This is a genomic window from Gottfriedia sp. NPDC057948 (assembly GCF_042887255.1).
GTDB lineage: Bacteria > Bacillota > Bacilli > Bacillales > Bacillaceae_G > Gottfriedia.
Window position 1 is genome coordinate 54,721 of sequence record NZ_JBHVPN010000018.1, and the last position, 20,458, is coordinate 75,178.

At 32.1% G+C, this 20,458-nt stretch carries 20 protein-coding genes and 2 pseudogenes; 20 read left to right on the forward strand and 2 right to left on the reverse strand.

The window, feature by feature from the left end; all coding sequences use genetic code 11:
• The first annotated feature begins 31 nt into the window (after nucleotides 1-31).
• On the forward strand, nucleotides 32-1,120 hold the full coding sequence (locus ACFVRR_RS20345; protein ID WP_387332187.1) for a DNA alkylation repair protein: 1,089 nt from the start codon (nucleotides 32-34) through the stop codon (nucleotides 1,118-1,120).
• 39 nt (nucleotides 1,121-1,159) lie between these two features.
• On the opposite strand, the gene ACFVRR_RS20350 is transcribed toward ACFVRR_RS20345, so the two are convergent.
• Complete coding sequence (locus tag ACFVRR_RS20350; RefSeq protein WP_387332189.1) at nucleotides 1,160-2,032, reverse strand: hypothetical protein; 873 nt, start codon at nucleotides 2,030-2,032, stop codon at nucleotides 1,160-1,162.
• Nucleotides 2,033-2,336: 304 nt separating this feature from the next.
• Here ACFVRR_RS20350 and ACFVRR_RS20355 point away from each other — a divergent pair.
• Nucleotides 2,337-2,619 (forward strand): annotated as a pseudogene (locus ACFVRR_RS20355) (alcohol dehydrogenase catalytic domain-containing protein); the annotation flags it as partial.
• A 297-nt stretch (nucleotides 2,620-2,916) separates the two neighbouring features.
• On the opposite strand, the gene ACFVRR_RS20360 reads toward ACFVRR_RS20355, so the two are convergent.
• Nucleotides 2,917-4,167, reverse strand: a complete 1,251-nt coding sequence (locus tag ACFVRR_RS20360; protein WP_176522546.1) for an MFS transporter — start codon at nucleotides 4,165-4,167, stop codon at nucleotides 2,917-2,919.
• Nucleotides 4,168-4,675: 508 nt separating this feature from the next.
• On the opposite strand from ACFVRR_RS20360, the gene ACFVRR_RS20365 reads away from it, so the two are divergent.
• From ACFVRR_RS20365 to ACFVRR_RS20450, 18 genes and pseudogenes are all read left to right on the forward strand, one after another.
• Nucleotides 4,676-5,050 (forward strand): hypothetical protein, encoded by a 375-nt coding sequence (locus ACFVRR_RS20365; RefSeq protein ID WP_387332191.1) that lies wholly within the window; start codon nucleotides 4,676-4,678, stop codon nucleotides 5,048-5,050.
• 431 nt (nucleotides 5,051-5,481) lie between these two features.
• On the forward strand, nucleotides 5,482-6,369 hold the full coding sequence (locus ACFVRR_RS20370; RefSeq protein WP_387332193.1) for a LysR family transcriptional regulator: 888 nt from the start codon (nucleotides 5,482-5,484) through the stop codon (nucleotides 6,367-6,369).
• A 239-nt stretch (nucleotides 6,370-6,608) separates the two neighbouring features.
• Complete coding sequence (ssuE, locus tag ACFVRR_RS20375) at nucleotides 6,609-7,154, forward strand: NADPH-dependent FMN reductase (protein WP_387332195.1); 546 nt, start codon at nucleotides 6,609-6,611, stop codon at nucleotides 7,152-7,154.
• Nucleotides 7,155-7,182: 28 nt separating this feature from the next.
• Entirely contained in the window at nucleotides 7,183-7,998 is an 816-nt protein-coding gene (locus ACFVRR_RS20380; protein WP_387332197.1) for a transporter substrate-binding domain-containing protein, read from the forward strand.
• A gap of 26 nt (nucleotides 7,999-8,024) precedes the next feature.
• On the forward strand, nucleotides 8,025-8,807 hold the full coding sequence (locus ACFVRR_RS20385) for an amino acid ABC transporter permease (RefSeq protein ID WP_387332199.1): 783 nt from the start codon (nucleotides 8,025-8,027) through the stop codon (nucleotides 8,805-8,807).
• Nucleotides 8,804-9,514 carry an amino acid ABC transporter permease gene (locus tag ACFVRR_RS20390; RefSeq protein WP_387332201.1) on the forward strand — a complete coding sequence of 237 codons (711 nt, stop codon included), beginning with the start codon at nucleotides 8,804-8,806 and terminating at the stop codon, nucleotides 9,512-9,514. Before ACFVRR_RS20385 ends, ACFVRR_RS20390 begins: the two co-directional genes overlap by 4 nt.
• Complete coding sequence (locus ACFVRR_RS20395) at nucleotides 9,511-10,263, forward strand: amino acid ABC transporter ATP-binding protein (RefSeq protein WP_387332203.1); 753 nt, start codon at nucleotides 9,511-9,513, stop codon at nucleotides 10,261-10,263. Before ACFVRR_RS20390 ends, ACFVRR_RS20395 begins: the two co-directional genes overlap by 4 nt.
• A gap of 18 nt (nucleotides 10,264-10,281) precedes the next feature.
• On the forward strand, nucleotides 10,282-11,292 hold the full coding sequence (locus ACFVRR_RS20400) for an LLM class flavin-dependent oxidoreductase (protein WP_387332205.1): 1,011 nt from the start codon (nucleotides 10,282-10,284) through the stop codon (nucleotides 11,290-11,292).
• A gap of 25 nt (nucleotides 11,293-11,317) precedes the next feature.
• Nucleotides 11,318-12,484 carry an amidohydrolase gene (locus ACFVRR_RS20405; protein WP_387332207.1) on the forward strand — a complete coding sequence of 389 codons (1,167 nt, stop codon included), beginning with the start codon at nucleotides 11,318-11,320 and terminating at the stop codon, nucleotides 12,482-12,484.
• Between the two features lie 10 nt (nucleotides 12,485-12,494).
• Nucleotides 12,495-12,968 carry a DinB family protein gene (locus tag ACFVRR_RS20410; protein WP_387332209.1) on the forward strand — a complete coding sequence of 158 codons (474 nt, stop codon included), beginning with the start codon at nucleotides 12,495-12,497 and terminating at the stop codon, nucleotides 12,966-12,968.
• Between the two features lie 16 nt (nucleotides 12,969-12,984).
• Nucleotides 12,985-13,518 (forward strand): GNAT family N-acetyltransferase, encoded by a 534-nt coding sequence (locus ACFVRR_RS20415; protein ID WP_387332211.1) that lies wholly within the window; start codon nucleotides 12,985-12,987, stop codon nucleotides 13,516-13,518.
• A 14-nt stretch (nucleotides 13,519-13,532) separates the two neighbouring features.
• Nucleotides 13,533-14,861 carry an LLM class flavin-dependent oxidoreductase gene (locus ACFVRR_RS20420; protein WP_387332213.1) on the forward strand — a complete coding sequence of 443 codons (1,329 nt, stop codon included), beginning with the start codon at nucleotides 13,533-13,535 and terminating at the stop codon, nucleotides 14,859-14,861.
• 146 nt (nucleotides 14,862-15,007) lie between these two features.
• Nucleotides 15,008-15,286 (forward strand): hypothetical protein, encoded by a 279-nt coding sequence (locus ACFVRR_RS20425; RefSeq protein WP_387332215.1) that lies wholly within the window; start codon nucleotides 15,008-15,010, stop codon nucleotides 15,284-15,286.
• 329 nt (nucleotides 15,287-15,615) lie between these two features.
• Nucleotides 15,616-16,287 carry a response regulator transcription factor gene (locus tag ACFVRR_RS20430; RefSeq protein WP_387332217.1) on the forward strand — a complete coding sequence of 224 codons (672 nt, stop codon included), beginning with the start codon at nucleotides 15,616-15,618 and terminating at the stop codon, nucleotides 16,285-16,287.
• An 8-nt stretch (nucleotides 16,288-16,295) separates the two neighbouring features.
• Nucleotides 16,296-17,531 (forward strand): sensor histidine kinase, encoded by a 1,236-nt coding sequence (locus ACFVRR_RS20435; protein WP_387332219.1) that lies wholly within the window; start codon nucleotides 16,296-16,298, stop codon nucleotides 17,529-17,531.
• A 480-nt stretch (nucleotides 17,532-18,011) separates the two neighbouring features.
• A pseudogene (locus ACFVRR_RS20440) lies at nucleotides 18,012-18,365 on the forward strand (FGGY family carbohydrate kinase); the annotation flags it as partial.
• Between the two features lie 10 nt (nucleotides 18,366-18,375).
• Nucleotides 18,376-18,621 (forward strand): hypothetical protein, encoded by a 246-nt coding sequence (locus ACFVRR_RS20445; RefSeq protein WP_387332221.1) that lies wholly within the window; start codon nucleotides 18,376-18,378, stop codon nucleotides 18,619-18,621.
• A 148-nt stretch (nucleotides 18,622-18,769) separates the two neighbouring features.
• Nucleotides 18,770-20,416: a glycerol-3-phosphate dehydrogenase/oxidase gene (locus tag ACFVRR_RS20450; protein WP_387332223.1), complete on the forward strand. Its 1,647-nt coding sequence runs from the start codon at nucleotides 18,770-18,772 to the stop codon at nucleotides 20,414-20,416.
• The last annotated feature ends 42 nt before the right edge of the window (nucleotides 20,417-20,458 follow it).

A 20,458-nucleotide genomic window follows, 5' to 3' on the forward strand; every position in this document is an offset into this window, starting at 1 on the left:
ATCGATTGAAATAAAAATATGGAGATTTAATATGGCAGAAGCTTTAAAAGATTTATATAACCACGATTTAATTTCAAAAATTGCAAATGAAATTAATACCGTTTATACAGTTTTTAATCGAGAAACATTTATGGATAAGGTTTTCAATGAGAGCTGGGAAGCAAAAACATTAAAGGAAAGAATGAGACATATTACGATTTGTTTGGGAGAGACACTTCCAAACAAATATGAAAAATCAATAGAGATTTTAAGTAGTATATTAGAGAAATTTCCAAAAGGCCAATTAAGTAGTATTTTTTTTCCTGATTTTGTTGAAGTGTACGGCTTAGATCATTGGGAAAAATCAATAGAAGCCCTAGAATTATTCACAAAGCACTCAACATCAGAATTTGCTGTTAGACCGTTCATTGTTCAAGACCAAGAACGAATGATGACACAAATGCTGAAATGGTCTACTCATCCAGATGAACATGTAAGAAGACTTGCAAGTGAAGGATGCCGTCCAAAATTACCTTGGGGGATGGTTCTAAAAAATCTAAAAAAAGACCCAACTCCAATTCTTCCTATTCTAGAAAACTTAAAGGAAGACGAGTCATTATATGTTCGCAAAAGTGTAGCAAATAATTTAAACGATATTTCGAAAGACCACCCAACTCTAGTATTAAAAATTGCGAAAGAATGGTACGGTAAAAATCCACATACGAATTGGATTATAAAGCATGCATGTAGAACATTATTAAAAAAAGGGAATATAGAAGCTTTAACGATATTTGGATTTCAAACGACAAAAGCAATCCATATAGACAAATTCCAATTACAATCAGACAAAATCGAAATTGGTGGTGACTTAAACTTTTCATTTACAATTCATAGTAACGAACCGACTACTACAAAACTTAGAATCGAATTCGCAATTGATTATGTAAAGTCAAAAGGTAACCGTACAAGAAAAATCTTTAAAATATCCGAAAACACAATTGAAAATGACAAAACATTATCATACAACAAAACACACTCATTCAAAAACTTATCAACAAGAAAACACTACCCAGGCCAACATAGCATCACAATTCTAATCAATGGAGTTGAAAGTGGAACTTTTGACTTTATGGTAAACTAAAAAAGAGATTCCAATTTTTGGAATCTCTCCTTTTTTCACTTATCCCTGTCGCTTGTGCATCATTACATCTTCAGTTAATGGAGTAAAGCCAAGTTTTTCTTGTAATACACTTTTAGGAATTTGTGATTTAGTGATTGTAACTGCTGTAACTTTTCGATTGATGTTTTCATTATGGATGATCGACATTATATCATAAAAATAAGGTATAGCTGCGTCAGTATAAGCAACAGCTAATATTTCTGAATACCCAGTATCTGGTCGTATTGTCATACCAAAATAGGCAATGACTTGATTTTCTTTCTTACATTCAACTGCATAATCAAATTCAATTGAGCTATAATACTCACTCATCATGGCAACTTGTTCGTTCGTAAGAATTTGTTGCTTCATTTTTAAATCTTTCCAAACATTAAATTGAAATTGATCCTTTATCTCATACGAAAATCCAGGAATACTTTGAATTGTTTTTATAAGAAGTGGATAATACGCACCAACTATTTGTGTACGATTGGTAATGTTGAAGCCTTTTGATAAGAAATAGTCTATTTGTTTTGACCACTGTCCTCTAAATCGCTGTGCAAATAGTTTTCCACCGTATTCCTCGCTAACAGCAAATTGATAAACTCTTTCAAACAATTCATCCCGGACTGTATCCTCATATTCAGGTAATACCCATGGATAACCTAATGAAACAAACTCTCCTTTACCAGAAAAACTCATATATCCTACAAGCTGATCTCCGTTAAAAGCAAAGCATCTAGATTTTTCATTAAATTCAGATTGTTGTTCAAATAATTTTGGAGATAAAGTTGCTTTCCAAGCATATGGTAGAGATTCGGTCATCTTATTCCAAAAATCAAACTGCAAATCAAGATCTGTTGGACTCTCATAAAAACGATAATCTATAGTCATATCAATATCCTTTCCTAAATCGTACTAATTTTAATAGTAACAAATTCATTTGGATTTGAATCTTCAAGAATAGCTAATTTTACTAAAAAAAATCAGTAACATCTAATAAGGTCAATTAAATAAATATCATATTAATTAAAGTATGATTTTATAGTCATTCTGTTGCCTATAAAAAGGGCATTGAGTAAGATGTTTAATTTGAGTCTGTAAAGGGGCACTTTTTTGTTTTACTTTTTTAGTAATAATTACATATTTATACTCCTTAAGGTAACGATATAAAAATGACCTAAATTAGAAGGGGACTATGCGGGCGGTTACTTATCAAGGGCATTATAATGTAAAAACATTTAAGTAGATGACCCAAAAATTCAGGATAAAGAAGATGTCATTATTAAAATTACTTCAACAGCAATTTGTGGATCTGACCTACATCTTTATCAAGGCAATTTTCCAATAAAAGAAGGCTATATTATTGGTCATGAGCCAATGGGAATAGCGAAGAAATTGGCCCGGGTGTTACTAATCTAAAAAAAGGGGACCGAGTTGTAATTCCATTTACTGTAGCATGTGGAACTTGTCCATATTGTACGAGCACCCCTTCGTTCCAATCAACTTATTCATCAAAAAAAGTATGCAATAAATCCTAATAAAATAGCCTTTACTTAGAGTAACCTAACAGTTCTTTATTAATCAGTTTAAGGTCAATTAAAATCAAACATCAACGTTTTAAATAATCGTTTGAACTTGTTTTTCTAAAAATTAGCTCTTATCTATTTTTATCTACTTTTGAATAAACAATTACTAAAATTTGTTAATAATATAAAACCGTTCTATCATCTAAAATTCTAAAAGGAGTTCAATAGTTTGTACTCCTTTAGATTTATCTACAGAGATATTTTATTTTGCTTATAATCTAATTGTTTTGAATGTGCCATTTTATAGGCCATCACGCCAAAGAATACTCCCGCCAATCCTCTGAATATCGTTGAAATAATCATGGCAATATTCATACTGAATGATTCAAGTAAAAAAACACCAAATTGTGGAGCGATGAAGGCAACGATTGAAAGTAAGAAATTATAATTGGCAATATAGGAAGTGCGATGTTCTTCTTCTGTAGCTTCTAGTAAGCTATTAAAAAGTATTAAAACTGTACCAGATACAAAAAATCCTGATGTAAAGTTTACGATAAATAGGTATACATAATTTGTTGATAAAATATTTAAAATAGGTGCAGATGCCATTCCGATTGAAATCCAAATTAATAATTGAGTATTACTATAACGATTAGCCATCTTTGCCCACCAACGAAAACTAACGATTTGCGATAGTTGGTTGCTTACAGTAAATAAACTAATCCAGAAAGCAGTTGCATGAGCAAATCTTATTTGATAGATCGAAAATAAAGACCATGCCATTTGCCATGCGAAGTTAAAAAATAGCGCACAAACTAAAAATGAGATATAGGGTTTATACTGAAAAAGATGTTTTGAAAAAGGAGAATAATGATTTGAAATTTCAATTTTTTGCTTCTCCTCTTTATGTTTCAATATATAAAAGAACTCAATCATTCCGAATATAAACGCGAATAAAAAAAGTAATTGATATGGAAGGGCACTTTTTGGGCTGATGGATTTCATACATATTCCTGCTACAAGCGTTACAATCATTCCTGTAAAGGTTAATATTCTATTTCGGTTGCCAAAAAATGTGTTTCGACGATCTGCTGGAATTAAATCACCAATAAATGCTTGCCAGCTTAAATTTAGAAATGTACCTGGAAAATTCATTAATGCAATTAAAATAACAAAAAACCATGCGATATGCTCTGATTTAACAAATGGAAGAAAAACCATTATTAATAGAAAAAAACGTGTAAAGAAAATGGAGTAGGCAGTGAATTTTCTTTTTTCTTCTAGCTTATTAACCATAAAAGCAGCTGGGAGCATCGCGGCCATTCCGACGATTGAAGGTAAGGAAGAAATTAAACCAACTTGATAATTGGTAGCACCTAAAATTGCAATAGCAAACAATATAAAATAGTTATTTGATAAACTGATTGCGATTGTAGATGCAGCTCCATTTTTAATGCTCTGGGATTCATTGTGTAGCACATCTTGTTTACTGTAAATCAACTGACGTTCCTTCTTCCTTTTTATTAATTTCCTAATTTTAAACAAAATTCAAAATAGAATATTTGATTTTAAATTTTTAAATAATTCATTAGAACAATAGCATATTTATTCATTAAATTCTATGTTTTAGAACTAAGTTTTAATGTAAAATAATGGCTTTAATTTAAACGAAAATTTCCAAAAATTAGCTATTAACTTCAGAGTTTTAAAATTGCATTTTATAATAATTTTTAATAAACTAGAATAATGTGTCTGATGTACTAAGATTAATATTTAAAACATATTAAATATTGGAAAGAACATTTTTTAATAGTTAAGCCATACTAATATTAGAATTGACGTAAAAATAATCCCAATTATTTCATCGTCAATTTTTTATTTCACTATGATGATGAGTACGCGAGCGGAGTAGGCAATTGCACTACGTCTGACTTCGCCTAAAAGGCTTGTCAATCGAAGTTTTCTTTATTTTACATAATTAAGAATATACGGCAAGGAGAAGAGACATATGTTTTCACCAGTTTACAAAGTAAATGATGATGGAGAAATTTACTTAAGTACAAAAGGTTTTTCAGTAACCTACGACCAATTTAAAGAGGATGAACAAGGAAACGCATATGTAATCGTAAAAAGCGATGAAGAACCTCTAATCAGAGTAAAACTACTTCTACATAATATTGGTAATGCAAAAACACCAGAATTAGAAGTGAAAAACAAATCTGGATTAGGTCAGGTGGAAATAAGATTACTTCGTGTAAAAATTAAAAAATTCAAAAATGGATGGGGTGCAAAAATTCCTTTATCCAATGGAGAAGTGACGATTAAAGGTGATATACCTAAACACGTCAAAATCCAAGTAGTTCGAAAAGTTAAATTATCGTAAATTTTTATTTAATATTAACTAATTAAAGTTCCACTATTTTTTGTCCTTATTATGCTTATCTATTAATAATTTTAAAAACTAATTTATCGACTTATATTAATAAAACAGGGAGTCTGCTCCTACTAGTTAGCCCTAGTTCTATATAAGAACTTGGGTTTTCTTTTAATCATCTTGAATAGTTATATATAATTATGTACATCAAAGTTTCTATTTAAGAAAACTGAATCATCAACTAAAATTGTTCAGAATGTAGTATATAAAAAAGGATTTTATGAAGCTTCAAAGAATATGTAATGATTAAAATATAAAAATAACATATTCTAATAGACTTTATTAATGATAATATTTTAAAAAATGAATAGTAAGATAGTATCCTCCGAATTGAATAAAGATGAATATTAAATGAATAAACTAAACTGTTTTTTAAGGATGTGAAAGAAATTAATATTGAAAATATAGAAGCGTTTATCCATGTAATTCACTATGGTAGCTTTAACAAAGCTGCAGAATCACTTTTTCTATCACAACCAACTGTTACAGCTAGAATTCAATCGTTAGAAAGAGAATTAAATTGTCAGTTTTTTCACCGTTCCGGTAAACAAGTTAATATTACAGAAGAGGGTAAACGCTTCTTACCGTATGCTCAACAATTAGTTCATATATACGAAAAAGGGAAGATGCACATTAATCAAAAAAAATCCCATAATAATGAATTGAAAATTGGCTGTACTGTTTCGGTTTCAAATTATGTTATTTCAGAAATTTTGCCAAAACTTTCGGTAAGTAATGAAGATTTACATTATAAAGTTATTACAGGTAAGAGTGATGAATTAATGGATAAAGTGTTAAATAATGAAATTGATATAGGTTTTGTTCGGAAAACTAGTCACCCTAGCTTTCAATCAATTAAATTATTTGATGATCCAATTACACTTTATGTTTATAAAGATCATCCATTTATTTCAAAAAAATCAATCACAATTCAAGATATCGCTCAGGAAAATCTTATTTTCTTTGAATGTGGTTCTTTGGATTGGCTGAGAATTCATCGATTATTTGAAAATCTAGAGGCTCCTCCAAATATTAGGATTCATACTGATAGTTCGGAGATGGCAAAAAAACTTCTAATAGAACAATTTGGAATTGCTTTCTTGCCTAGTATCAGTGTCAAAAAAGAAGTTAAAGAAGGAATACTATTTCCAATACATATTGAAGAAACAAAGGGAATCTTTCTTCAAACAAATATTTTCTGCAATCGTGGAGAGTATACAGATTTAATGAATGAAATAGTTGATTTAAGCAAAGAGTTGGTGAAATAGCCAACTCTTTTTTTTTATAAGGATATAACAATTGGGGGCATCTACATTTGACAATCAACTAGATCGTACTGAAAGGATCAATAAAATTAATGAGCTAATTCAAATATTTAATTAAACGATAGAAAACTTCTATTGGAAATTACGTTGACTAAATATTCTGTCAGTGATAAAGTTTATAACAATTAATTCCTAGTTAACCAATAAGAAATATTGGTTTTAAGAGATGAGGAGGGAAATCATTGAAGGAAATCGTCATTATTTCAGCTAGTTCGTCACCAAACTCAAGATTGAATGGCATACTCCAATTTGTAAAAGAAAAATGGACCAAAGAAGGTGTTAAAGTATGCCAAGTAAATATTGGGGATTTACAAGCGGAAGCTTTAATTAAGAGCGATTTTAATAATGAAGAAATTAAAGAAGCCCTTAATAAAATTGAGAATTCAATCGGGGGTGTTATTGCTGGACCTGTCTATAAGGCCTCATATTCAGGTTTATTAAAAATATTTTTAGACTTAATTCCCCAGAATGGTTTGAAAAATAAAGTTGTGCTTCCTATCTTCATCGGTGGTACAATTGCCCATTTACTTAGTTTAGATTATGCATTAAAACCAGTCCTCTCTGTTCTTGGGGGAAATCATTTTGTTTCTAGTGTTTATGCAATTGATGATTGGGTAATAAGAGATTATCAAAATCATTTTTTATTATCTAATGAATTAACAGAAAGACTAAATAAAGCAACTGAAGAATTATCAGAAGAATTAATTTGGCAAGCAGTAAGACCTTAAAAAAATTATCAGAAATGAGGAATTGAGAATGAAAAAGTTTGTGATTACACTTGTATCCTTGGCAGTCGTTGTTTTAATCATTACATTTGCTTTAAAAAATAAAGATAAAGAGGCAGCAACAGCTACTGGTTCAAAAGTTCAAAGAATTGTTGTAGGTACTGGTACACAATTTCCAAATGTGTGCTTTATCGATAAAAATGGGAATCTAACTGGTTTTGATGTTGAACTTGTAAAAGAAGTTGATAAAAGATTACCAGAATACAAGTTTGATTTAAAAACATATGAATTTTCAAGCTTATTGTTAAGTCTAGAAACTAAGAAAATAGATTTTGTTGCACACGAAATTGAAAAAAATCCAGAGAGGGAAGAGAAGTATTTATTTAACAAAGAAGCTTATGCGCATTGGAAAAATAAAATCGTTGTTGCAAAAGGTAATAATTCAATTCAATCAATTGATGACTTAAAAGGCAAAAAGGTATTAACAACAGCTACAAGTGCAGAAGCACAAATTCTTGAAAATTATAATAAAGAGCATAATAACGCAATTAAAATTGTTTATCAAAATGGTGGAGCAAATGACACTGTACAACAAATTACGTCAGGGCGTGTAGATGCTACAGTCTCTGCAGATTTTACCTTATCTTTGATTGATCCAAAAGGCGAATTGAAAGCAGTAGGGCCAGCTTTAACCGAGGCTGATGTATTATTTGCCTTTAGAAAAAATGATACAAAAGATCAAAAATTAGCAGATGCAATTGACGAAGCACTATTAAAAATAAAAGCTGACGGAACACTTGCTAACTTAAGCAAAAAGTGGTTAGGTGCTGATTATACAGAAAATTAAAGCTAAAACCAAAAGGGTGAGAAAGAATGGGTGCTGATTTTAAAGCTGGATTGATCTTTGAATATTTTATTAAATTACTACCTTTTATAAAGATTTCGTTAATCATTGTAGGGAGTTCTATTTTAGTAGGGTTGGGTGTTGGTCTACTTGTAGCCTTACCTAGAATGTATAAGGTACCAATTTTTCAAAGAATCTCGCAAATATATGTTTCATTTTTTAGGGGAACTCCTATTTTAATTCAATTATTTTTAATTTATTATGGCGTACCTGAGCTATTAAAACTAGTAGAAGTAGATGTTAGTAGAATTGATGTTTTATATTTTGTCATTTTAACATACGGATTACACAGTGCAGCTTTTATTTCAGAAGGTATTCGTGCATCAGTTAGTGCTGTAGATAGAGGGCAAATTGAAGCAGCTTATTCTGTTGGAATGGACGGATATCAGGCTTTTAAGAGAATCATAGCACCACAAGCATTCGCAATATGGATCCCTATTTTAGGAAACTTATTAATAGGAACACTAAAAGATACATCATTAGCATTTACTCTTGGGGTAATGGAGTTAACAGGGCAATCACAAACATTAGGTTTACTAAATCGTCATTTTATTGAATCCTATCTTGCCCTTGCTCTCGTTTATTTTATTTTAAGTGTCTTTCTTGAAAAAGGATTTATCTTATTAGAAAACCGATTTGGAAAATATGAAAGAACAAGTGTTGAAAAGAAAGAAAAAACTTTTAGGATCCGTAACTTATTTGGAAAAATGAATCGTGATGTCGTTGTTGTGAAAGAAGGTACGAGATTATGAAACTAGATTTCTCATTTATTTGGGAGGCATTTATACAAATACTACCTGCAATTCCAACTACACTTTTCATAACTTTTTTGTCAGTCCTTATTGGATTTGTAATAGGAACTTTTACGGCTATTGTTCGTATTTATAACGTTCCAATATTGAGTCAGGCAGCATCTAGTTACGTTACGATCATTCGAGGAACGCCGATGATTACACACTTGTTAATTATTTATTATTCAATCTCAATGCTATTAGATTCACTTGCTAAACATTATCATTTATCTTTTAATTCATCATCAATTCCTATGACGGCTTTTGCAATTATTTCCTTTTCTATTACAGCAGGTGCGTATTTATCTGAAGTGGTTAGAGCTGGAATTACAAATATCGATCGAGGACAAATTGAAGCTGCTTATTCAGTTGGTATGACAACAACACAAGCACTAAGAAGAATTGTATTTCCACAATCCTTCGCTGTAAGTTTACCAAATTTATCAAATACATTTATTGGAATGCTGCATGGATCAACTTTGGCATTTATTGTTTCTGTTGTAGATATAAACGCAAAGGCACAAATTGTTGCTTCTACAAATTGGAAGTTTTTTGAGGCATATATTGCAGCCGCACTAATTTTCTGGGGAATTACATTAGTTATTGAAAGAATGACAAGTTTATTAGAGAAGAGATTTAGCGTCTTTAGTCGAGGGGGAGTGAAATGATTACTTTAACGAATGTAACAAAGTCCTTTGGAAAAAATCATGTGTTAAAAGGTATAGATTTAACAGTTAATAAAGGAGAAGTCGTCGCAATTCTAGGTCCTAGTGGATCAGGAAAAACAACTTTACTTCGTTGTATAAATTATTTAGAGAAACCAAATAAAGGAAAAATTACAATAGACGATTTTAAAGTAGATTTTAGTCAAGCTTCAAAAACTGAAATTCTTTCATTGCGCCAGAAAACTGCTATGGTATTCCAACAATTTAATTTATTTAAAAATAAAACAGTAGTTGAAAATGTAATGGAAGGATTAATAGTAGCTAAAAAATGGCCTAAGGAAGCAGCATACAAAAAAAGCGCTGAATTACTTGAGAAAGTAGGCTTAGGAAACAAGTTAGATTCTTACCCTCTACAGTTATCCGGCGGACAGCAACAAAGAGTAGGAATTGCTCGGGCCCTTGCTTTAAATCCAGAGGTCATTTTATTCGACGAACCAACCTCTGCTTTAGACCCTGAATTAGTAGGTGAAGTACTAGCGATTATACGAAAAATAGCAAAAGAAGGAATTACAATGATTATCGTCACACATGAAATGGCATTTGCTAGGGATGTTGCTAATCATGTTGTGTTTATGGACGGCGGCATAATTGTTGAAGAAGGGAATCCCAAGGCTATCTTTCAATCACCTAAAGAAGAAAGAACAATTCAGTTTTTAAAACGATTTTCAGAGGAAGACATGTACTATATTTAAAAAAATGGAGGAAAGAATATGGGACTTAAATATGGATTCTTAGATCAAAGTATTGTTTTTCCTGGTCAAACTGCAAATGAAGTACTTATAAACACTATAAATCTAGCAAAAGAAGCTGAAAGATTAGGATTTAACCGATTTTGGGTATCAGAGCATCACAATTCACAAGGAATTGCTGGATCATCTCCAGAAGTACTTGTTTCACATATTCTTGCTAAAACTGAACGAATTGCTGTTGGTTCAGGTGGGGTAATGCTACAGCATTATAGCCCGTATAAAGTAGCAGAAAACTTTAATGTATTAGCTAATTTGTCACCAAATAGAGTAGAACTTGGCATAGGAAGAGCACCGGGCGGATTTCCAAAATCTAGCCAAGAGCTCCAAAAAAACTTGAAAGAACCTCAATCTCTTGAAGAGAAAATTGATGAACTAGAAAATTTTTTATATCAGGAAGCTTCAGAAGTAAGTTCGTTTGATTCTTTACAAGCTTCTCCATTACCACAGATTAGAGTTCCGCTATTTTTATTAGGAACAAGTGTATCAAGTGCAAAATTTGCAGCTAAAAAGGGCTATCCATATGCATTTGCATTATTCATAAATAATGACCCAGTGGCAGCAAAGGAAGCGATCGAGGCTTATAATAATTCCTTTAATCAACAAAGTAGTCGAAAACCAAAGTTTATTTTAGCCTTGTCTACGATTGTGACTGAAACGGAAGAGGAAGCACTAAAATTATCAGATCAATTACAAACTGTGCGAGTTACATTAGGGAATGGGCAAATTGTAAATGTCGGCACGCTTGAGCAAGCAGAGATTTACGCTAAACAAGCTGGCCAAACCTATACTACAGAAGTTCGAGAGGCAGACGTTCTTAAGGGAACAAAAGAAACTTTTCAAAAAAGAGTTTTTGAATATCAAAAAGAATACGGTATTGATGAATTTATTTTCACATCATTAATTTCAGATTTTGAACGAAGAGTTCGTTCGCTGCAATTAATTAAAGAGGCTTTTACAGAAATAACAGTTTGACTTAACAGTTTAGGAGTTGAAAACCATGCAATTTGAGATATCTGATGCGCTACTTGAAAAGCTAATTCAAATTAGAAGGAGTTTACATGCAATACCAGAGTTAGCGTTTGAAGAATATGAAACAACAGCCACACTTGTTCAACTTTTAACAGAGTATAACATACGGATCCTTTCTTTACCGTTAAAAACTGGTCTTGTTGCAGAAATCGGTGATGATCGAAAAGGTCCTACAATCGCAATTAGGGCGGACATTGATGCACTTCCAATTCAGGAGGAAACAGGATTACCTTTTTCATCAAAAAATCCAAATAAGATGCACGCTTGTGGACATGATTTTCATACAGTTGCAATCTTGGGTACAGCCATTTTATTGAAGGAAATTGAAAGTGAACTGCCGGGAAAAGTACAGATTCTATTTCAACCTGCTGAAGAAATCGGAAAAGGTGCATTAGATATTATTAAAACAAATGTATTAAAGGATACAAAGGTGATTATTGGTATGCATAATAAACCTGATTTAACAGTTGGAACGATTGGGATAAAATCAGGTCCTTTAATGGCAGCTGCCGACGGATTTACTGTTGAAATAAATGGGAAATCTAGCCATGCAGCGGTACCGGAAGCAGGGCTAGATTCAATCCTTACTGCATCACATATTATTACGTCCCTTCAATCGATTGTGAGCCGTAATATTAGTCCCCTTGAAAATGCAGTTGTAAGTGTAACAAAATTCCATAGTGGGAAAGCATCAAATGTGATCGCAGACAAAGCGGTTTTTAGTGGGACAGTTCGTACCTTTAAGATGGAAGTCAGACAGAACATTCAAAATCGATTAAATGAAATTAGTAAGTCTGTTGGTGATGCTTTTAGAACGGATGTTCATACGATTTGGAAACCTGGTCCACCCCCTGTTGTTAATGATGAAAAATTAGCACGAATTGCAAGAGATGTAGCAACTGATCAAAGCTTACATGTAATTGAGCCGTCAATATCTGCAGCAAGTGAAGATTTTTCCTATTATTTAGAAGATATTCCAGGTTTATTCGTATTTTTTGGAACTTCAGGAAAATATGAGTGGCATCATCCTAAATTTGATCTTGATGAGAAAGCAATCCCACTAAGTATTAAATTTTTTACAGATTTTTCTATAACGATACTGAATGAACTTTCAAAAAGTGTAGTCAAAATATAGGAGGAAATAGATGAGTACTTTATCAATTGAATTAAGTGAATTTAAGCAACTTTATGACTTACTATCGGAAAAAACTTTCAATCTTCCAAAAGAGAAACTGCATTGGAAGAAAAATGAAAGATCGTGGAGTATTTTAGAAGTGCTAACTCATTTATTAGATCATGCATTTGTAGTGAACTTTCGACTAAGGGAGGTTTTAGCTGGATCAAGTGTTCAATTACCTGCTTTTGATCAAGATAAATGGATTGCAGGGCAATATGCAAACGATGGAAATATTGCAGATGTACTAGAAACATACCGTGTTATTTTATATTACAATAGTCAATTGCTTAAAAGACTAACAAGTGATGATTGGAAGAAGAGCGGAATAAACCCTCAAAATGCAATCGTTACAGTTGAAGACATAATTAAATCTTTTATTTCACATGTTCATCTTCATTTAAAACAAATACAACGTATTTTGTATGAATACAGCTTAGTTTAATTAGAGGAGGTAAACTATGTCTTCAAAACGCTTAATTATTAGAGAGTCCCAACCAAATGAAATAGATAAAATAAAAAAAGTGTTAATCGATGCGTATGAACAATATGCTGCTATTCTTTCAAAAGAACAATGGGAAAACTATAAAAATAGTATTATTGATGCAACTGATAACAGCCACACTAAGACAAAGCTTGTTGCGATTGTCGATAATGTTCTATTAGGTGCATGTTTTATCTATGACTCTGCTGAAAAAGCATATGGGAAGCCTGAGTTAGAGATTAATTATCCTATTATTCGCTTAATAGGTGTTTCCCCTAAAGCAAGAGGATTAGGGATTGCGACAGAATTAATAAAAGCAAGCTGCAATCTTTCATTAGAGTGGGGAACGGACAGAATTGTTCTTCATACATCAGATATGATGGAATCTGCCATAAAGTTATATGAAAAAATAGGGTTTAAACGGGCTAAACAATATGAGTTTATGAATGGAAATATACTCGTTAAGAGCTACGAACTTAATATTAAAGATACGGCAATATTAGCGAATTAATGGAGGGGAAAAAAATGACAGAAAGAAAAAAACTAAAGCTTGGTGCACTAGTTCATGGAGTAGGAGGCAGTATGTCTGGCTGGCGTCATCCAGAGGTTCAAACGGACGCAAGTGTAAATTTTTCCTATTACCAAGAGCAAGTGAAATTAGCTGAGAACGGAAAATTTGATTTAGTTTTTATTGCAGATGGATTATATATAACAGAAAAGTCGATACCACATTTTTTAAATCGCTTTGAACCAATTACCATCTTATCGGCATTAGCAGGAGTAACAAAGAATATAGGCCTAGTTGGTACGCTCTCAACTACTTATAGTGAACCATATACTGTAGCGAGACAGTTCATGTCAATTGATCATATAAGTAATGGGCGTGCAGGATGGAATTTAGTTACTTCTCCACTTGAAGGCTCTGCTAAAAACTATAGTAAAAATGGTCACCCTTCACATGATAATCGATATAAAATTGCAGAAGAGCACTTAGAAATAACTAGAGGTCTATGGGATTCTTGGGAAGATGACGCGTTTGTTCGAGATAAAGAATCAGGTGTATTTTTTGATCCAAATAAGCTACACAGATTAAATTATGAAGGGAAGTATTTTCAAGTAGAAGGTCCTCTTAATATCGGACGCTCTAAACAAGGTCAACCAGTTGTGTTTCAAGCTGGATCTTCAGAGAGTGGTAAGGAATTAGCTGCTAAAGCAGCTGACGCAGTGTTTACTGGTCATGATAATATAGAAGAAGCTAAGCAATTTTATAAAGATGTAAAGGATCGTGCAGTAGCATACGGCAGATCAAAAGATGATATCGTTATTTTCCCTGGTATTGCTCCAATAGTTGGTCAAACCGAAGAGGAAGCAGAGCAAAAATATTTAGATCTTGTTAATTTAACAAGTATTGAAAATGCGTTGGATTATTTAGGTCGTTTCTTTGAGCATCATGACTTTTCTCAATATCCTTTAGATGAACCTTTCCCAAATATTGGTGATTTAGGGAAAAATAGTTTTAGGAGTAATACAGATAAAATAAAGAAAGAAGCGAAAGAAAAAGGATTAACACTTAGACAGGTAGCATTACAAGCTGCTACTCCTAGAAGTGCATTTATTGGCACCCCGGAAAAAATTGCTAATCTAATTCAAGAGTGGTATGAACAGGAAGCAGCTGACGGTTTAATGATTTATTCTGCAATTCCAAGTGCATTAAAGGATTTTACGGAACAAGTCATACCATTATTACAGGAACGAGGAATCTATCGTACAGAATATGAATCGTCTACTTTGAGAGGAAACTTAGGATTACAAATTCCTCAAAATCGTTATATTACTAATCTAGTTAAAAACTAATCTTAAAATTTATCGAAAACCATCTTAGACAGGTGGTTTTTTTTATGATTTTTATTCTAAAAAAGTCAAAAATAATTATGTGTTAAGTAAAAATTAAGGTTTCTATTACATAATTCAATTAATTGAATTTAAGGAGTGGAATCAAGATGGAAGATTTGGAATCAAATTTCGTAGAAAAAAATCAAAAAACGAATTTGAAGAATCGTTCAACTATGGGTGCGTTTTCGCCTAAAGTCATTTCTATTTTATTAGTTATCAATTTAGTAATTGGCATTTTTACGTTAATTGGAATCGGCTATTTAAGTTATAAAAATAATAATCGAACGGAAATGATGAGAAACTTCCGAAATGGAGGAGGATTCCCACAAAATGGTGGCGGAGTTTTTTTCAATCAACAACCAAGCGATTCATCAGGCAGCAATTAAAGGAAAACCACGGTTGTCGCACATATTAGAATTATATAAACTTCAAGCTACAATCGGTAAACATGAACAAGAAACAGATACAATTACAATTTTAATCGAATATTCGTACTTAGCTCATTTGGTGGTATGATAAGTGTAACAAACTGTATTCAATTAAAGTTATTGCATTCAATTTACCTGTATTTTCTCTATTAATTTAGGTGATTTTTTAGGGTATTCCCTGTAGAACTTCAAATATGAGACCAATTCAAGCAGTACGATTTGAATAAATAAAGGGGAGCGTTGTTATATGATGAACGCTTCTTTTTAGTCTAATGGAGGCAAAAAAAGTGAGAATTTTAGTTGTAGAAGATCATATAGAAGTTTTAAATTCAATCGTTGTATTATTATCAAATGATTTTAAAGTAGATAAGGCGTTAGAAGGGGAAGAAGGCTTTTTCATGGCGATGCAAAACATATATGATGTGATTGTGTTAGATGTAATGTTGCCTGAGAAAAATGGTTTTGAAATTGTTAAGGACTTGAGAAAAGTAGGGGTACATACACCAGTTCTTTTCCTAACTGCCAAAGATTCACTTGAAGATCGTGTTAAAGGATTAAACTTAGGAGCGGACGATTATTTAGTAAAACCATTTCAAGGGCCGGAGTTACTAGCAAGAATCTATGCATTACTTAGAAGAAGTGGTAAATTAACAATTGATAGTTCATTGAAGTATCAAGGAATCATTTTAAAAGGAAAAGAGCATCCTGTTGAAATAAATAATGAATCGATTCATTTAACCATCAAACAATATGAACTACTGGAATACTTCATTCAAAACCAAGGCAAGATTTTAATGAAAGAACAAATTTTTGATAGAATTTGGGGTTTTGATTCTGATACGACTGTTGCGATCGTTGAAGTATATGTACATCAACTCCGAAAAAAACTAGAGCCATTTAATTATGGTAGTATGATTAAGACTGTCAGAGGAATCGGATATATTATGAAAGATGACTAGGTGAAGAGATGTTTAAGAAAACAAAAATTCGATTAACGATTATAAATTCAGTAGTATTTATCTTAATAATTGGAATCCTTTCTTTAATTATTTATTCATATACAAATAATCGTTTATATAAAGAAGTTGATCAATCACTTTTATGGAATATTAATCGCATACAAAATAGTGATAATCCAAATCGTTTACCAATTTCCAATCGAGATCCACGTGTTTTAATGATCATGTGGGATGAAAATAAAAAATTAGTAAATCCCATGCCGGGTATGAATGCGATTATTCTACAAGATGAACTTAAATATCCTACAAAAATAAACGAATTATATAATGATAAAATCGGGGATATGAATTATCGAACGATCTCAATTCAAGGTGAGACGAATCGAGGGAAAATTACTTTACAAATTTTACGTAATATCGACTCTGAAAAGGATTTAGTTGATACATTATTAATCATATTAATCGTTGGTTGGGTTTTGGGAAGTGTATTATCAGTTGTAGCTGGTTATATTTTGGCTGGACGTGCACTCGTACCAATAACAAACGCATGGCAAAAACAACAAGAGTTTGTATCAGATGCTTCTCATGAAATACGAACTCCTTTAACCGTAATTCAATCACGTTTGGAGTTATTGCTTAGAGAGCCAGGCGCAACAATCGAAGAAAAGGCACAAGACTTTTCAATTATGTTAAAAGAGAATAGGCGTCTATCCAAACTAGTAGCAAGCTTATTAACCTTAGCTAGATCAGATTCTGGGCAAATACAATTAAATAAAAAAATATTCTCTTTAAATGAATTGTTAGAAGAAGTTGTTTCACACTTCACTGAAATCATTTCATTTCAAAGTAAAGAAATATTTTTGTCTATTAAAGATACGTATTTTTATTTTGGTGATCAAGAAAGAATTCACCAATTACTTGTGATTTTAATCGATAATGCAATGAAATTTACAAACGAAAATGATACGATTCAAATTAGCTGTATTCAAGTGAAAAATAATTTTCTAATTAAGGTTATAGATAGTGGAGTGGGAATAAAAGAAGAAAACCTTCCTCGAATATTTGACCGTTTCTTCCAAGAAGATGTCTCGCGTACATCCAAAAATGGAATTGGACTTGGATTATCAATTGCAAAATGGATTGTTGAAGAACATGGTGGGAAAATCAAAGTTCAAAGTAAAAAAGGAGAAGGCACTAGTTTTGAAGTATCTTTACCGATTATGTCCTCATCAAAAAATAGTTAAATGCCAAGTTATCGTAGCTCAAGAAAGTATTTTGGTGATTTCCCCAAGAAAATATAGTATATTTCCGACATTATTTCCTAAGAAATAACGATAAACTACAATAAATTAATTAAAACAAAAGAATTTAAGTGAGAAAATCTACTGAACTAAGTAGGTTTTTTTTATGGGAGAATAAATGAAGGATTTCAAATACATTACTTGAGGAATGAAAGGAATCATTAATTATCGAATAGAATATGTATTTAAAAGATTAAATGTAATATTCTGGAGCTTTTTTATATAATTAGTTGTGTCTTATATGAGTAAACAATGATTCAAAAAGCAACGTTCTACTTTCACAGTTATTAGTTCTTTGATCTTTGATCTAGTTCCTGCTTTTCTAAGATTAAAGCGTGGAAATCAGCATTCCTCTTAAAATAGATACTAAGTCGCATTTTTAAATTACACCTACATAAAATAATAGTAAGGAGGTCATTTGAGATGGAAAAATATATTTTATCACTTGACCAAGGGACGACTAGCTCAAGAGCAATTTTGTTTGATAAAAAAGGTAAGATTGTACATACAGCTCAAAAAGAGTTTACACAATATTTTCCACATCCAGGTTGGGTAGAGCATAACGCAAATGAGATTTGGGGTTCAGTACTTGCGGTCATTGCAACGTGCCTTGCAGAATCAAATATTCGTCATGATCAAATTAGTGGAATTGGGATTACTAACCAACGTGAAACGACTGTAGTTTGGGATAAACAGACAGGGGCTCCAATCTATAATGCGATCGTTTGGCAATCAAGACAAACAGCCGAAATTTGTGAGGAACTGAAAGCGAACGGTTAAGATTCAATTGTTCGCGAAAAAACAGGCCTATTATTTTAATGTACCTGTCGAGCGCCCTTTAATAAATGAAACAACAGCCTTAGGTGCAGCATATTTAGCTGGTTTAGCAGTTGGATTTTGGAAAAACCGAGAAGAAATAGCCGGACAATGGCAAATGGATCGATGCTTTGAACAACAAATGAAAACTGAATTAAGTAATGAGTTATATTCAGGCTGGAAAAAAGCAGTTAATGCCACTTTAGCATTTAAATAAGTAAACCACATAATTATTTTTTAATTCGAAACTCTAGGACCTTTCTACATGCAGATGTAATTGTAGCGGTCCTTTTTCATTTTAGATTGATTTCTTTTTGTGTCGCTTTTTAAGACAACTAGAAAATTTGTTGAAGTGAGGTTTTACAATGGAAGAACAATTTTCAAGTTTAAATAGGAAAAGGATTAAGAAAACATTAGCTGAAAAAGAGTTCGATTTATTAGTAATTGGTGGTGGAATAACAGGATGTGGTATTGCACTTGATGCAACTACTAGAGGGATGAGTACGGCCCTAGTTGAGATGCAGGATTTTGCATCGGGTACATCTAGTCGTTCTACTAAGCTAGTTCATGGTGGTTTACGATATTTAAAACAGTATGAATTTAAAATGGTAGCTGAAGTTGGGAAAGAACGTGCAATTGTTTACGAAAATGGTCCACATGTGACTACACCTGAAAGGATGTTACTTCCCATATATAAGGGTGGAACTTTTGGTAAGTTTACTACTTCTATTGGCCTTAGATTATATGACTACTTAGCGGGTGTAAAAAAAGACGAGCGAAAGAAAATGTTAAATCGAAAAGAAACGATAGAAAAGGAGCCATTAGTTAAAAGAGAGGGGCTTAAAGCTGGAGGATATTACGTTGAATATCGAACCGATGATGCTCGCCTTACAATCGAAGTTATAAAAAAAGCATTTGAACACGGAGCACATGCAATCAATTATGTAGAAGTGACTGATTTCATCTATGAAAATAATAGAATAGTAGGAGTCAAAGCAATTGATTTGATAACGAAAGTACCTTTTACAATTCGGGCAAAGAGGATTGTTAACGCAACTGGCCCATGGGTTGACCAGCTTAGGGAAATGGAACGATTAGAAAGTGATAAAAATCTTAGACTAACAAAAGGGGTTCATTTAGTAATTGATCATAAGAAATTTCCTTTAAATCAGTCTGTCTATTTTGATACGGTGGACGGTCGAATGGTCTTTGCAATTCCAAGAGATGGAAAGACTTATGTTGGTACAACAGATACATTTTTTAATCGAGATACCTCTAATCCAAAAGTAAGTAATGAAGATCGAGAATATATATTAAATTGTGTTCAGTATATGTTTCCAACAATAAAGCTGGAAGATACTGACGTTGAATCAAGTTGGGCTGGCATTCGTCCTTTAATTTTTGAAGAAGGTAAGGATCCTTCTGAAATCTCAAGAAAGGATGAGATTTGGGAATCTTCTTCTGGTTTAATTTCTATAGCTGGGGGAAAGTTAACAGGCTATCGGAAAATGGCGGAGACAATTGTAGACCTTATTTCAAAAGATAATGAAAATAGATTTAAAGTATGTCAGACTAAAACTTTACCAATATCCGGTGGCGATGTTGGGGGCTCAAAAGGTTTTAATTATTTTAAAAAACGATTTTCATCTGCTGGTATAGCAATTGGATTAAGTGAATCGGAATATAAAAGATTAAGTAAAATATATGGATCGAATATAGAACATTTAATGAATATATCATTTAGTGAATTGAAAGATGATTCTAATTTTCCACTATCATTATTTTTACAACTAGAATATGGAATTCAAAACGAAATGGTTGTAAAGCCAGTCGACTTTTTTATAAGGAGAACTGGATTTTTATATTTTCAAATTGGTCTAGTTAATAAGTATAAAGACGAAGTGATTCGTTATATGGCGAATCGATTAAGTTGGAATAAGTACCAAGTTTTAGAATATCGTTTGGAATTGGAAGAGCAAATAAAAAATGCAGTTTCTTCATCTGATGAATGATATTTAAAAATAGGTTCCGAAATTAAGAAGACCCAGACTGCT

Excerpts from the sequence above, each read along its gene's own strand:
- ACFVRR_RS20345 (WP_387332187.1), top strand. The coding sequence starts at position 32 with ATGGCAGAAGCTTTAAAAGATTTATATAACCACGATTTAATTTCAAAA.
- ACFVRR_RS20385 (WP_387332199.1), top strand. The coding sequence starts at position 8,025 with ATGGGTGCTGATTTTAAAGCTGGATTGATCTTTGAATATTTTATTAAA.
- ACFVRR_RS20380 (WP_387332197.1), top strand. The coding sequence starts at position 7,183 with ATGAAAAAGTTTGTGATTACACTTGTATCCTTGGCAGTCGTTGTTTTA.
- ACFVRR_RS20415 (WP_387332211.1), top strand. The coding sequence starts at position 12,985 with ATGTCTTCAAAACGCTTAATTATTAGAGAGTCCCAACCAAATGAAATA.
- ACFVRR_RS20390 (WP_387332201.1), top strand. The coding sequence starts at position 8,804 with ATGAAACTAGATTTCTCATTTATTTGGGAGGCATTTATACAAATACTA.
- ACFVRR_RS20350 (WP_387332189.1), bottom strand. The coding sequence starts at position 2,032 with ATGACTATAGATTATCGTTTTTATGAGAGTCCAACAGATCTTGATTTG.
- ACFVRR_RS20400 (WP_387332205.1), top strand. The coding sequence starts at position 10,282 with ATGGGACTTAAATATGGATTCTTAGATCAAAGTATTGTTTTTCCTGGT.
- ACFVRR_RS20450 (WP_387332223.1), top strand. The coding sequence starts at position 18,770 with ATGGAAGAACAATTTTCAAGTTTAAATAGGAAAAGGATTAAGAAAACA.
- ACFVRR_RS20365 (WP_387332191.1), top strand. The coding sequence starts at position 4,676 with ATGTTTTCACCAGTTTACAAAGTAAATGATGATGGAGAAATTTACTTA.
- ACFVRR_RS20420 (WP_387332213.1), top strand. The coding sequence starts at position 13,533 with ATGACAGAAAGAAAAAAACTAAAGCTTGGTGCACTAGTTCATGGAGTA.
- ACFVRR_RS20395 (WP_387332203.1), top strand. The coding sequence starts at position 9,511 with ATGATTACTTTAACGAATGTAACAAAGTCCTTTGGAAAAAATCATGTG.
- ACFVRR_RS20425 (WP_387332215.1), top strand. The coding sequence starts at position 15,008 with ATGGAAGATTTGGAATCAAATTTCGTAGAAAAAAATCAAAAAACGAAT.
- ACFVRR_RS20405 (WP_387332207.1), top strand. The coding sequence starts at position 11,318 with ATGCAATTTGAGATATCTGATGCGCTACTTGAAAAGCTAATTCAAATT.
- ACFVRR_RS20410 (WP_387332209.1), top strand. The coding sequence starts at position 12,495 with ATGAGTACTTTATCAATTGAATTAAGTGAATTTAAGCAACTTTATGAC.
- ACFVRR_RS20435 (WP_387332219.1), top strand. The coding sequence starts at position 16,296 with ATGTTTAAGAAAACAAAAATTCGATTAACGATTATAAATTCAGTAGTA.